A 13,138-nucleotide genomic window follows, 5' to 3' on the forward strand; every position below is an offset into this window, starting at 1 on the left:
AGTTTTCTGTCAGTATAGCACAGAATCCCTCCGGCGGCAATTTACCAAGCCAATTTAAGAAAAACCAAAAGAAACCTTAAAATATTTTTTATCTTGTCATAAAATTTCAGAAGAAATCTTCTCCTTGCAGTGCATCATACCCTTCCTCACCCGTACGCACCTTTATAACATTGGCAACATGATATATGAAAATTTTTCCGTCACCGATATGACCAGTATACAATGCTTTTTTGACCGCCCGAATCACCGTTTCCGGTGCGACCTTGCTCACCACGACATCCACCTGAATCTTTGGCAGCAGATTCATATCCATTGCAACTCCGCGGTAATATTCTGCTTTTCCCTTTTGAATACCGCACCCCAGCACGTTCGTGACCGTCATTCCCGTAACACCGATCTCATTCAGCGCCTCTTTCAGATCATCAAATTTGCTTTGTTTCGCAACGATTGTTATTTTGGTCAGTTTTGTATCGCTTGCCATCGTCTCTGTAGGAAATTTTATCTGTACCGGAACTGCGTCATCCACAGGGACTGCTTCTTCCAGTGCCTCTGTCCGTGATGGTTCCGATACACCGCCGAAGTTATTGATACTGGAACTCAGGGCAAAATCAGCATAGGCTGAAGCAAGGCCATGCTCGTGAACATCCAGGCCATCCACCTCTTCTGCCACTGACGCACGGAGCCCGATTGTATGCTTTAACACCATAAAGATCACGGTCATGGTCACAACCACCCATACAATTACAGAAACAACGCCAAGCGCCTGAATACCAAAGAACTGAAAACCGCCTCCATAAAACGCGCCGAGCCGCTCGCCGCTGCCAAAATCATAAAATGCAAACAGCCCGGTCAACAATGTTCCAGTTGCACCGCAAATTCCATGTACGCCTACCGCACCTACCGGATCATCCACCTTCAGTTTTTGATCTACAAATTCAATTCCAAACATCACTGCAAAACCAGCTACTATACCAATTACCGCTGCGCCCGTCGGCGTCACCGTGTCACACCCGGCCGTAATCGCAACAAGTCCTGCAAGTGCTCCGTTTAATGTCATAGAGACATCCGGCTTTTTATAACGCAGCCAGGTTAAAATCATAACCGTTACCGTTGCCATTGCCGCCGCAAGATTTGTCGTATAGAATATCCTGGCTGCATTTGCAGCTCCCTCGCCTGACAGGGCCAGTGTGGAACATCCATTAAATCCAAACCAGCAGAACCACAGAATGAATACCCCAAGCGCTGCCAGCGTCATACTGTGCCCGAGAATTGCATTTGGATTCCCTTTTTTATCATACTTTCCAATCCTTGGTCCCAGGATTGCCGCACCGATAAACGCTGCTACACCGCCTACCATATGTACTGCCGTGGAGCCTGCAAAATCATGGAAACCGAGCGATGACAGCCACCCGCCGCCCCAGATCCAATGCCCGGAAACCGGATACACAAACAGACTGATCAACGCACTGTAAATACAGTAAGATGAAAATTTTGTCCGCTCCGCCATCGCACCAGAAACGATTGTCGCGGAGGTCGCACAAAAAACAGTCTGAAAAATCAGCGTTGCAAAATCATCTGTACTCAGACAGAACAGATCAATTTTTCCAAATAACGGCGCCGTGTTGCCAAACATAATACCAAAACCTACAAGCCAGTAAATCGGCGTCCCGATGCAAAAATCCATCAGGTTTTTCATAATGATATTGCCGGCATTTTTGGCCCGTGTAAGACCTGTTTCCACCATCGCGAACCCTGCTTGCATGAAAAATACCAGAGCCGCTCCTATGAGAATCCAGCCAGTATCAACACTACCTGCCAAAGCCCTTAATTCATCCATAATCTTCTCCTCCTCTTTACCAAATCCTAACATCAGTAATCATCAGGGACGCGCATCCTTGCAGCGAAAAAGGCACTGTGGATGTACCACAGCGCCTTCGCTTGATTGACAGTAGTTTACACCTGTATTTACGGTCTGTCAACAAAATCTATAAATTTTTTCTTACATCTATCATTCTAAAATCTTCTTCAGCTCGTTTACATTTGCCACAATCTGATCTGGCCGACCCCCATGGGAAAGCAGAAATTCCCGGCTGCGAAATCCCCAACTCACCAAAATGCCATCCATTCCGGCATTCTGAGCCGTCATGAAATCTACATCGGAATCTCCTACGTACACAGCGCGCTCCCGCTCTACCTGAAGTTCCTCCAAAGCCTGCCATACCGCATCAGGAAATGGCTTTCTTCTGCAACCTTCCCGCTCTCCAATCGCAGCGGCAACCAGATCGCCAAAATACACATCGCGCAGTTTTTTGACTGCAAAATCGGCCTTATTGGAGACGATGGCCACCTGATAGCCTTCTTTATGAAGATAATCCAAAAGTGACATCACGCCGGGATATGGCTCTGTCTCATCCATACAATGCTTACCATAGTACTCGCAAAAAAATGTATACACCTCATCAAAATGCGGATTGTCCAATCCGTCCGGCAGCATTCTCTCGATCAGTTTACGAATGCCGTTTCCTACAAAACCACAGATCTCATCCAGCGTATAGCTCCCAAATCCGTACCTGCCAGCCGCTGCATTTGCTGCGTTTGTCAAATCAGCCAACGTATCAAGAAGTGTTCCGTCCAAATCAAAAATTACCGCGTCATACCGTCTGTTCATGCTCTCTTTCCTTTTTACAACAAATTCGATCACCCATGCCATTTATTGTAATGCAAAGCAACTGGATTTTCAACCTCTCTTTCGTTTTTCACGATGCCTTCGCATATACAGCGTCTTCTTTTGTCACCTGCAATGCTTCATCACAAACCTGTAACTCTGCTTTACATGCCGCAGGCTCATATGCTCCTCCTGAAGCCCCCCGCAACATACGCCACACTTCATCAATACCTGTCATACCGGCAGCTGTCACCACGGTAAACATAAACCACAGGACTACTGCGACAAACCCTGCAAGTAAAGCGGAACAGGCAAAAGACCGTATTCCAAACACCCAAAACGCCAAAAGCTCTTCCAGCACCCCGGCCAGTGCACATACTACCTTTCCTCTCGCGGTAAGTTCCCTGTATATTCTCTGCGTTTTCATTCCCCTTACTCCCCGTTTCCTAAATTTATAACTCGAATACTTGTTCGCAAACATTTGTTCTTTTCGTATTTTACTACACATGTTTCGACATTGCAACCCTTTTTTCGAACATTTATTCGAAATCATAAAATTATTCTTTTGCTCTATCCAAACAATTTTATGCTATACTTATCCGTATAAAAAACAGGCAATTTCCGAAACTACTCTCAGGATCAGAAGCAACTGCCTAATCCATTTAAAAACCGAAAAGGAGAAATATCCCTTGAAATCCACAGACACATTCAGTCAAAAAATACACCTGAAGCTCACCGCACCGACAGAGGAACGCCCGGAAGGCGACCGTGAACGCATTCTTGCCGGACTGGAACAAGCAGGCTATTATCCTGCGCGCATGACGCTGCACGTACTGCGGATGCTCTATCCGCTTGCCCGCAACAGTTCCTGGGACATCACAGTCACTGCAATCTGGCAGGAACACGAGTACCTTATTACCAATATAGAAAGCGGCGACACAACACAGGCCCATTACGGCCTTGCCGTCGATCTTGGCTCTACTACGGTAGTGATGCAGCTGATTGACCTAAATACCAGCCAGGTTCTTGCAGAATCGAAGCTTATGAACGGGCAGATTGCATTCGGGGACGACATCCTGACGCGCATCATCTATGGAAAGGACGACCCGGCACGCCTTCAAGAAATTACCAGGGCAACCTGTAATACCTTTTCAGCCTTATTGGAACAGATTGAAAAATCCTCAGGTATCCCGGCAGCCTCCTGCCCGATGATGATTGTTTCCGGAAACACGACAATGGTGCATTTCCTTCTGGGGCTCAATCCCTGGACTGTTTTTTCTTCTCCCTATGCGCCGGTTGCGTGCGATCCCGGTTTCTTTACCGGTACCGAAATCGGCCTGCCCTTCCCCGGCATTGTTTATTTTGTTCCGGCAATTGCCAATTATCTGGGAGGAGATATCACAAGTGGGCTTTTGATCACAGATTTCTATAAAAAAGACGGTCTTTCTATCTTTTTTGATATTGGGACAAACGGAGAACTCGTGCTTGGCAACAGCAGTTTTTTGCTCGCCGGCGCCGGCGCCGCAGGACCTGCTCTCGAAGGCGGTATCAGCAAGTATGGCATGCGTGCCCTTCCAGGCGCCATTGATACCGTAAAAATTGACGGAGCTTCCATCTGCTGTACGACAATCGGAAACACAAAGCCAGTCGGAATCTGCGGCTCCGGCATCATTGACCTGATCGCACAGATGCGTTTAAATGGCTGGATTGATGTCTCCGGAATTCTAAATCCTTCGGCCTCTGACCGCATTGTCTGGTTGCCGGAAACAGAAGAATATGCCGCAGTCTACACACTCCAGGAAGAATCTGCCAACGGACAGATGCTTTATTTTTCCCAGACCGATATCAGACAGTACCTTGACACGAAAGCCGCCGCCTATACCATGATTGACTGTCTGCTGGAAAATGCCGGTTTTACACCAAAAGATTTGACTGCCTTTTATACCTCCGGTGCATTCGGTACCTATGCAGATCTCGAATCCGCCATCACGGTCGGCATTTTCCCGGATCTGCCCCGCGCAACCTTCCACTGCCTGCAAAACAGCTCCCTCGCCGGAGCAAGAGAGCTGCTGTTACACAAAAGCCGTATAGAAGATATCCGCTACTTCCAACAGACGATTTACTATATTCAGTTTGGTTCCATGCCGGATTTCCTTCTGAAAATGCAGGCTGCAAAATTTATCCCTCATACGGACATGCAACAGTATCCCAGTATTGCCGCAAAACTTTTACAGAAGTCATCCTAGTACCTGCGTTCCTGCTCTGGTGCACAACAAACTCAGTCTTTTTCATACCCGTTTTTCCGGTATGCAAGCAGGAATACAAGGACCGCAATCACAAGCTCGCCGATCAGCACAGCAGTCTGAAATGCATCGAGGTGGTACACACGCCCCTGTGCGATTTCACCTGCTGCCTCGCTCAAAACCCCGGTAAACAAATATCCGGTAATTTTTTCCAGTCCTTCGATCAGGCCTGAAAACAGCGGAATCAATGTAAATACAAACAGAACCGGCATACACAGCATACTCGCACTCATCTGGTTTTTCGAATATATACCGATAATCATGCCAATCACGCAGCTTGTTGCAGCCCCTATCACAGTAATTACAAAATAAATCGCAAGCCCGGCGCCGCTTACCGTGCATCCTGTGATTGGCAAAATCAGCAGATTCACCCCCACAGTCAGCAAAAGCGGTACCAGGATCGTCCCTGCAAAATATTCTCCGCCGGTTACAGATGCCGTCATCAGGACACGAAGCGTATGTTTCTCTTTCTCTTCTGCTATGAGTGAGGACACCATTGCAACGCCATTCATACACATATTCAATGAAATGCCAAGTACCAGAAGACTGGCAAGCGCCTCCGGGTGAATGGTTCCGTCCGATTTGTCCTGGTAAATAAAACGCATCAAAAGCACCAGGCCGATCGTCATGAACGGTCCGGTCAATACCGCCATATTGTGCACAAGCGCCTCATATTTGATCGCAGCAACTGCCCACGTCTTTTTTATCGCCTTCATCGTACCACTCCTTTCCTGCGGGTTTCCCCTGAATGTTTCTGGTTATTTCCCTGATCTACATTCAGGCGGTAACCGGTTGCCTGTAAAAATACCTGCTCCAGTGTCGGTTCGCAGGAATGTAATGTCACCACTTTGTTTTCTTTCAGATACTCTGTCAGTTTTCCAATATCCTCGGGGCTCTCTGTCAGCGTAACCTCCGTGTTATTCTCGAGTCGTACCCGGTATTGTTTTTTTGTATTGTATTTGATACAAAGTGCCTCCGGAGAATCAAGCTCTGCAATCTGTCCCCGGCACAAAAGCGCTACCCGGTCGCACAAACATGCGGCTTCCTCCATGTTATGTGTGGTCAGAAAAATGGCCATTCCCTCTTTTTTCAGCGCAAGAAGCATTTCATGAATCTGCACTGCCGTAGCCGGATCAAGGCCGCTCGTCGGCTCGTCAAGGAACAAAATCCGCGGTCTGTGCAGCACTGCACGCGCAAGCACAAGACGCTGTCCCTGGCCTCTGGAAAGCTTTCCGGCCGGTTTCTTCCGGTGTTCATAAAGCCCTGTCTGCTGCAACACCTCCGTAACCCTGCTCTTTGGAACTTCCAGAATGCCTGCAAAAATCTCCAGGTTTCTCTGCACCGTCATCTTCTCATAAACTCCGCTGTTATCGGACACCACACCGATCTTTTCATAAATGGACGCATCCAGATTCTCTGATGCTGTCCCGAGAATTCTGGCTTCTCCGGAAGTCTGCCGAAGCTGCCCCGTAATAATTTTGATTGCAGTCGTCTTTCCAGCGCCGCTCGGTCCCAAAAACCCCAAAATTTCCCCTTCGAAAAGCGTAAGAGAAATATCTTTCAGGGCAAGCTCCGTCTTATACCGCTTCGAAACTGCGTTCAGTTCTAATACAATTTTCTGGCTCATAATTGCCTCCTTTCAAACACCAGGAGCATACCATATTTTATTTCTATACAGAAAAATACTGCCCGAACAGTTTCTTTTACTGCCCGGACAGCGAAATTACAGAGCCAGAAGCTTTCCTTTCATGCTGCGCGATACGAAACAGACCTCCCCATTTTTCATTCGTACCTCATTGTGCTTTAAATCAAGTTCCTGAATATGTTCTGGATTAATGAGATACGCACGGTGTGCCCGGACAAACCGGTTCCCCAGCTGCTTTTCAATCTCCTGAAGGCTTCCGATGAAATCCATCCGCTCGTTTACGGCATGGAGGATAATCCTGTGCGTACGTCCCCCAGTCTCAAAAAAACAAATATCTGAAATCGGAATATGCCGAACCGTATCCAAAATCCGCACCGTAAAATACGGCTGATTTTCCGCCTTCTCCTTCAGCAGACGTTCCTGGACAATCAGGAGGCATCTTCCTATCCCATCCAGCATTTCTTCCTGATTTTCCTTCACAATATAGTCCAGAGCCTCCAGATGATGCCGGAACGTCTCAAACGCCAGATCACGAAACGCAGTCACATAGATCAAAAAACCTCTCGGGTCCAGCTTCCGGATCTCCGCCCCCAGTGCAAAGCCATCCATGGATTCCCCCTTCAGCTCTACATCCAGAAAATAAACTCCTCTTTTCCGATTCCGTTTCACTACCTCCAAAAGCGCCTCCGGACGAGCCGTAACACAGGCAAGTTCCATATCAAAGCCCTGTATCAGAATCTGTTTTTCCAGCGCCTGTACCTCCATGGCACGAATGTTTTCATCATCCTCACACAAATATACGGGCAACATACCCCTTTCCTCTCTTTCCCTGTTTTTCCCCCTGCTGCAAACAGACACCAGATTTTTAACGTTTTCTGCCATGCCTGTCTTTACGTGTTGGGGCAATTCTCAGTTCCTGCACAAATTCGCCATCCTTCACAGCAGTAATTGCTGCAACATTTTCATATTGCTCTATAATCCTGCGGTAGCTGACCAGCCCCAGCCCGCGATCTGCGCCTTTGGTGGAATAGCCCTCCTGCCACATGCGGGCAGTATCTACCGTTTGACGGCAGCTGTTTTTTACCACAAAGGAAAGCATCGTCTTCTGGCTGACAATCAAAATGTCAAATTTCAAATCAGATGCCTTATTCTCTTCTTTTGACGTTAAAAGATCTTGCAATTCCTCCATTGCATTGTCAAACAGGATACCCAGCGCCCGGCATAAATCAGACTGATTCATCCCTATCACGTTCGCACCAACCTGCCCCGATACTTCAAGCCTGCAGGAAATCCCACGTTTCTGGGCCTCCATGATTTTCATCAGAAGCAGACTTTTCAGTTCCGGCAGCTCAATTGCCGCAAGACTTGAGGTCTGACGAATCTGCTCGCCTACCTGTGCATCAAAATCTGCCGTCATCCTCGAGATAAAATCGGTCACAGCCTGCAAATCACCTTCCTTTGCCTGAAGGTACATGCCCGCCATCATATTTTTATAATCATGCCGGAAGATACGCATCTCCGCCTGCACCTTTTCCAGGTTCTGCACATACAACCTCTGCTGGTACAGACTCGCTTTCTGTTCCTGAATCTGCTTTTCCAGAATTTCACTTCGCAGCACATAACTGAACATTCCATAGGTCAGAAGCAGCATAGCCAGCTCAACGACCGGATTGGAATTGTGAAACATGGAAAGTTTATTCGCCAGATACAAAGCCAGCTGATTCAGACATGGAAGCACAAAGAGGAAGATTCTCCAGAACCGGTTTACTCCCTTTTCCCGAATCAGATAATTCAGAGAATGCGAAAAGCCAAGTGATTTTAACAGATAACCGACCAGGATCGTCCAGATCGGCGCAAAAACATAATTCTCAACGGTATACACGATAAAATCCAAGGGCACTGACAAATCATAATTGCGGAACAAAATCGGCACCATCATTCCCGGAATTGCGATTCCCAGAAAACTAATCAGAAATCCATAATAAAAACTGAAGGACCACCGTTCTTCCTGAAGTAACCAAACCGCACATGACAGTAAAAACGCGTCAAAATATAAGAACAAGGTTTGAAACACCGGAAGTTCTGAGGCAAAAAGCCCCTCTTTAAAACAGTATGCCCCTGTCAGAGCCGTCACCGCAATATATATCACTCCTGCTGGTACCATACGGCGGAAGTTCCGAATCCTGCCGGTAAAAAAGACAAGCAGACACAACGATACAAAAAAACTGATCAGCTGGCTCAGAACATTCCACGCCAGCACTCCCTGTAAGCTCATAAACGATTATCCTTTCTGCTTACATATTGATTGCGGAACTGACCGGGACTCATCCCGTATTTCCTTTTAAACAATCTGTTGAAATAAGAAAGATTCTCAAACCCGCAGCTTCCGGCCACTTCCAAAATCCCTTCCTGTCCGGAGAGCAATCGCTGGCTTGCAATTCCAAGCCGGTAATCATTCAGATACTGGATAAAGCCCACGCCCATCGCCTCTTTAAAGAATTTCATAAAATGTGATTTGCTGTAATGGCATACTCCAGCAATTTCCTCAATTGATATCGCCCGCCCGTAATGTCTCTGAACGTATGCAAGCACCAGCTTCACCTTCTCCAGCGCTTTCCTGTGTCCAGTCTGGCTGCCCGTCTCCTGGATCATCGTATGGTTCGTGAGCAGCGCAAACAACAGCTGAAATAAGAACCCCTTCACTGCTATCTGATACCCGAACGGCCGCCTGCTGCAAACAGAATCAATCTGCGCGATGCAGCCGGATACCGTTTCATAATAAGTGCAGTGCTCTCCGATATAGGGTGAAAAGTTTACCAGACCTGAAAATAACGGCTGTAAAAAATGACTGCTGCACAGATCAACCCCTGATCCTTCAAGCAGCTCAGATCTGAACAGAATATTTTCGTATTCCATCACACATCCGCCTCTCTGGCGAATTGCATGCAACTGCCCCGGCAACACAAACACAATATCTCCCGCCGCCACCTCATAAGGACACAAATCGACCAGCACGACACCTTTGCCTTTTTTGATTACAATCAACTCCGCCTCCTCATGCCAGTGAAACGGAACCTCCAGAAAATCCAGCGGTATGGTGCAAAGATAGGTATTATACGGAAACTCTACCGTGGTATGTTCTTTTTTCTCATGATAATTTTCGTACGCTTTTCCGCGGTCCATTCCATGCCCTCCAAGTCGCGTTTTCCGGACTTTTCTCCAATTTTATCCATCATACGTTTCATCACGTTTCTGTTCTCAGTGTAACAAAAATCATTTATAAATTCAACCAGCCGTGTTTCCTGTGAATTACTTTGCTCCCTAAAATAATATACTCGTTCTGTCACAGAAAAATAAAACGTGTCAGAAAGCAATTCAGAAAACAGCTTAACAACATTCAGAAACGCTTCTTCTTTCATGATAGAATTGTACAAGTTCTTCGGAGTATACTGCAAGTCAAACCAGTAAAAACTAAGTATACTTCTAACTATAAAAATTGAAAAAATATATATAAAGTAACAGAATAAAATTTTTATAGAACCGGTCATGCGGACATTTACGAAAGGAGCACCATTATGAACCTGACAAAAATTTTGAAAACAGCCTGTGGCAAAGAGATCAGCGACTGTACCAATGAAGAGTTATATTTTGGACTTCTTGCCATGGTACAGAAAATGGCAAAAGAAAAAGAATCCAACGCCGGAAAGAAAAAACTGTATTATATTTCCGCAGAGTTTCTGATCGGAAAACTGCTCTCCAACAATCTGATCAATCTGGGCATTTACGACGATGTAAAGAAAGTCCTGGAGGAAAACGGAAAGAATTTAAGTCAGGTTGAGGAGACAGAACCGGAACCGTCTCTCGGAAACGGCGGTCTCGGACGTCTGGCAGCCTGCTTCCTGGACTCCATTGCCACCTTAAACCTTCCCGGCGACGGCATTGGCCTGAACTATCATTACGGCCTGTTTCAGCAGGTGTTCAAAAACCATCTCCAGACCGAAGAACCGAATCCGTGGATCGAAAATCAGAGTTGGCTGACCAAAACAGACAAAACCTATGAGATAACATTTGGAAATCTTACTGTCACCTCCCGCCTGTATGACATTGCAGTAACGGGATACGAGGGACGCACAAACAAGCTGCATCTTTTTGATGTGGAGAGCGTTGATGAGTCCATCGTCACAGAAGGCATTCAGTTTGACAAACACGACGTTGCCAGAAACCTCACGCTTTTCCTGTATCCGGACGACGGCGACGAAGCAGGACAGCTTCTGCGTATCTATCAGCAGTATTTCATGGTTTCAAACGCTGCCCGTCTGATTCTTGACGAATGCGAAGCAAAGGGCTGCAAGCTGTATGATCTCCCTGATTATGCTGTGATCCAGATCAACGATACACATCCGACTATGGTAATTCCGGAGCTGATTCGTCTTCTTTTGCAGCGCGGCATTTCCATGGATGAAGCGATTGATATTGTCAGCCGCACCTGCGCTTACACCAACCATACAATCCTTGCGGAAGCGCTGGAAAAATGGCCGGTACATTTCCTGAAAAAGGTAGTGCCGCAGCTCATGCCAATTATTGAAGTACTCGACGACAAAGTCCGCCGACGTTACAACGATGAATCCGTTGCCATCATTGACCGCGACGACCGTGTCCACATGGCGCACATTGATATCCACTATGGTTTCAGTGTGAACGGCGTGGCTGCCCTCCATACAGATATCCTGAAAGATAATGAGCTGCAAAATTTCTACCGGATTTATCCGGAAAAATTCAACAACAAGACAAACGGCATTACCTTCCGCCGCTGGCTGCTTCACTCCAACCCGAAGCTTACTGAACTGATCAGCTCCCTCATTGGACACGGATTTAAAAAGAATGCTGACGAACTTGAGAAACTCGCCGCTTTTACAGATAATGAAACCGTATTAAATCAGCTTCTTGCCATTAAGCAGGACAACAAAAAGGCACTGAAAGACTATCTCCTGCATACGCAGGGACTGGAAATCAATGAAAACTCGATTTTTGATATCCAGGTAAAACGTCTGCATGAGTACAAACGCCAGCAGATGAACGCACTTTATCTGATCGACAAATACCTTGAGATCAAGGCAGGCAATAAGCCGACTACTCCGGTCACTGCAATTTTCGGTGCAAAAGCGGCTCCGGCTTACGTCATCGCCCAGGACATCATTCATCTGATTCTATGCCTGCAGGACGTTATCAATCATGACCCCGAAGTAAGTCCCTATCTGAAGGTGGTTATGGTAGAAAATTATAATGTGACAAACGCAGAACACCTGATTCCGGCCTGTGATATTTCCGAGCAGATTTCACTGGCCTCCAAAGAAGCCAGCGGTACGAGCAACATGAAGTTCATGTTAAACGGCGCTGTCACTCTCGGAACAGAAGACGGAGCAAACGTAGAAATTCACGAGCTCGTCGGTGACGAAAACATCTATGTATTCGGAGAATCCAGCGACGCGGTCATCGCACACTACGCAAACAGCGATTACTGCGCAAGAAGCTACTATGAAAAAGATCCGGCAATCCGCCGCGCCATTGATTTCATCACCAGCGATACACTGCTGAAAATCGGCAGCAGGGAGCATCTAGAGCGCCTGAAAAATGAGTTGATCAACAAGGATTGGTTCATGACACTGCCTGACTTCCAGGCCTACAAAGCGAAAAAAGAAGAGGCGCTGCGTGACTATGAGGACCGTATGGCCTGGGCAAAAAAAATGCTGATCAACATCAGCAAAGCCGGATACTTCTCTTCTGACCGCACTATCGAGCAGTATAATAACGAAATCTGGAAGCTGGGCCAATAACCCGTTCTTCCTTCCGCAAAGCTTTCAATTACAGAATGCCAAGGACACCTGAATAAAAATTGATAAGCGTTATTCAAACAAAAAAGCTGTAACACAATCCTGTCATCTTTCCTGCTGACAAAGGCCTGTGTTGCAGCTTCTTTTTTATTGCCATATCCCGATTTTCCAGACGCGTTACTCAACCTTGTATATTAAAGATATTCCTGCCGGTACGTTACCGCTCCGTCACTTTCTATCTCCATCACCGCATAGCTGGCCTTACGGCCTGTCTGCCGTGGAAAAGAGAGGCTGCCCGGATTGAGCACAGTTACCTCGCTGTCGCTCTGGTCCAAAAACGGTTTGTGTGTATGGCCGAACATCGCCACATCACAATCATTTACCTTTGCCTCCTCTACCAGGTCCCGAATTCCTACTGACACATAGTGGTAGTGCCCATGCGTGATGAGGATTTTATGTCCTGCGATTTCCACAAAATCTACTTTAGGAAGACAGGAAAAAAAGTCGCAGTTTCCGGCAACGATGTGCAGCGGGCAGGCAAGCGTCTGGCTTAACCGGATGCCGCTATCCTCTGAGTCTCCCAGATGAATCACATGATCCGGCATTCCTTCGCGTTCTAAAACCTTCTTTACGTTCTCTTCGTGTCCATGTGTATCACTTATAATAACAATTTTTATTTTCTGATTTTCCAATA

At 46.8% G+C, this 13,138-nt stretch carries 11 protein-coding genes; 2 read left to right on the forward strand and 9 right to left on the reverse strand.

Annotation, left to right across the window (positions count from 1 at the left end; all coding sequences use genetic code 11):
* Positions 1-106: 106 nt before the first annotated feature.
* From AC6I2O_RS02860 to AC6I2O_RS02870, 3 genes are all read right to left on the reverse strand, one after another.
* Positions 107-1,837 carry an ammonium transporter gene (locus tag AC6I2O_RS02860; protein WP_120393307.1) on the reverse strand — a complete coding sequence of 577 codons (1,731 nt, stop codon included), beginning with the start codon at positions 1,835-1,837 and terminating at the stop codon, positions 107-109.
* 171 nt (positions 1,838-2,008) lie between these two features.
* Positions 2,009-2,668: an HAD family hydrolase gene (locus AC6I2O_RS02865; protein ID WP_120393394.1), complete on the reverse strand. Its 660-nt coding sequence runs from the start codon at positions 2,666-2,668 to the stop codon at positions 2,009-2,011.
* Positions 2,669-2,756: 88 nt separating this feature from the next.
* Entirely contained in the window at positions 2,757-3,092 is a 336-nt protein-coding gene (locus AC6I2O_RS02870; protein ID WP_497741745.1) for a hypothetical protein, read from the reverse strand.
* 262 nt (positions 3,093-3,354) lie between these two features.
* On the opposite strand from AC6I2O_RS02870, the gene AC6I2O_RS02875 reads away from it, so the two are divergent.
* A complete protein-coding gene (locus AC6I2O_RS02875; protein WP_497741746.1) occupies positions 3,355-4,911 on the forward strand; it encodes an ASKHA domain-containing protein in 1,557 nt (518 codons plus the stop codon).
* A gap of 32 nt (positions 4,912-4,943) precedes the next feature.
* Here AC6I2O_RS02875 and AC6I2O_RS02880 read toward each other — a convergent pair whose 3' ends face one another.
* The 5 genes from AC6I2O_RS02880 to AC6I2O_RS02900 form a co-directional block, all read right to left on the reverse strand.
* Positions 4,944-5,684, reverse strand: coding sequence for an ABC transporter permease (locus AC6I2O_RS02880; protein ID WP_120393304.1), 741 nt, complete (start codon positions 5,682-5,684; stop codon positions 4,944-4,946).
* Positions 5,681-6,595 (reverse strand): ABC transporter ATP-binding protein, encoded by a 915-nt coding sequence (locus AC6I2O_RS02885; protein ID WP_497741747.1) that lies wholly within the window; start codon positions 6,593-6,595, stop codon positions 5,681-5,683. The genes AC6I2O_RS02880 and AC6I2O_RS02885 overlap by 4 nt, the downstream gene beginning before the upstream one ends.
* Before the next feature lie 96 nt (positions 6,596-6,691).
* Entirely contained in the window at positions 6,692-7,423 is a 732-nt protein-coding gene (locus AC6I2O_RS02890) for a LytR/AlgR family response regulator transcription factor (protein ID WP_120393393.1), read from the reverse strand.
* A 55-nt stretch (positions 7,424-7,478) separates the two neighbouring features.
* Positions 7,479-8,888 (reverse strand): sensor histidine kinase, encoded by a 1,410-nt coding sequence (locus tag AC6I2O_RS02895; protein ID WP_497741748.1) that lies wholly within the window; start codon positions 8,886-8,888, stop codon positions 7,479-7,481.
* A complete protein-coding gene (locus AC6I2O_RS02900; RefSeq protein ID WP_497741749.1) occupies positions 8,885-9,796 on the reverse strand; it encodes an AraC family transcriptional regulator in 912 nt (303 codons plus the stop codon). Before AC6I2O_RS02900 ends, AC6I2O_RS02895 begins: the two co-directional genes overlap by 4 nt.
* Positions 9,797-10,188: 392 nt before the next feature.
* On the opposite strand from AC6I2O_RS02900, the gene AC6I2O_RS02905 reads away from it, so the two are divergent.
* Entirely contained in the window at positions 10,189-12,447 is a 2,259-nt protein-coding gene (locus AC6I2O_RS02905; protein ID WP_497741751.1) for a glycogen/starch/alpha-glucan phosphorylase, read from the forward strand.
* 191 nt (positions 12,448-12,638) lie between these two features.
* On the opposite strand, the gene AC6I2O_RS02910 is transcribed toward AC6I2O_RS02905, so the two are convergent.
* The gene (locus AC6I2O_RS02910; protein WP_497741752.1) at positions 12,639-13,136 is read right to left on the reverse strand and encodes a metallophosphoesterase; all 498 of its coding nucleotides are present in this window, start codon (positions 13,134-13,136) and stop codon (positions 12,639-12,641) included.
* Between the last annotated feature and the right edge of the window lie 2 nt (positions 13,137-13,138).

It is taken from the genome of Blautia sp. St.27G3 (assembly GCF_059728505.1).

Bases quoted from the DNA above. Each gene is read 5' to 3' on its own strand.
- AC6I2O_RS02860 (WP_120393307.1), bottom strand. From the start codon at position 1,837: ATGGATGAATTAAGGGCTTTGGCAGGTAGTGTTGATACTGGCTGGATT.
- AC6I2O_RS02865 (WP_120393394.1), bottom strand. From the start codon at position 2,668: ATGAACAGACGGTATGACGCGGTAATTTTTGATTTGGACGGAACACTT.
- AC6I2O_RS02870 (WP_497741745.1), bottom strand. From the start codon at position 3,092: ATGAAAACGCAGAGAATATACAGGGAACTTACCGCGAGAGGAAAGGTA.
- AC6I2O_RS02880 (WP_120393304.1), bottom strand. From the start codon at position 5,684: ATGAAGGCGATAAAAAAGACGTGGGCAGTTGCTGCGATCAAATATGAG.
- AC6I2O_RS02885 (WP_497741747.1), bottom strand. From the start codon at position 6,595: ATGAGCCAGAAAATTGTATTAGAACTGAACGCAGTTTCGAAGCGGTAT.
- AC6I2O_RS02890 (WP_120393393.1), bottom strand. From the start codon at position 7,423: ATGTTGCCCGTATATTTGTGTGAGGATGATGAAAACATTCGTGCCATG.
- AC6I2O_RS02895 (WP_497741748.1), bottom strand. From the start codon at position 8,888: ATGAGCTTACAGGGAGTGCTGGCGTGGAATGTTCTGAGCCAGCTGATC.
- AC6I2O_RS02900 (WP_497741749.1), bottom strand. From the start codon at position 9,796: ATGGACCGCGGAAAAGCGTACGAAAATTATCATGAGAAAAAAGAACAT.
- AC6I2O_RS02905 (WP_497741751.1), top strand. From the start codon at position 10,189: ATGAACCTGACAAAAATTTTGAAAACAGCCTGTGGCAAAGAGATCAGC.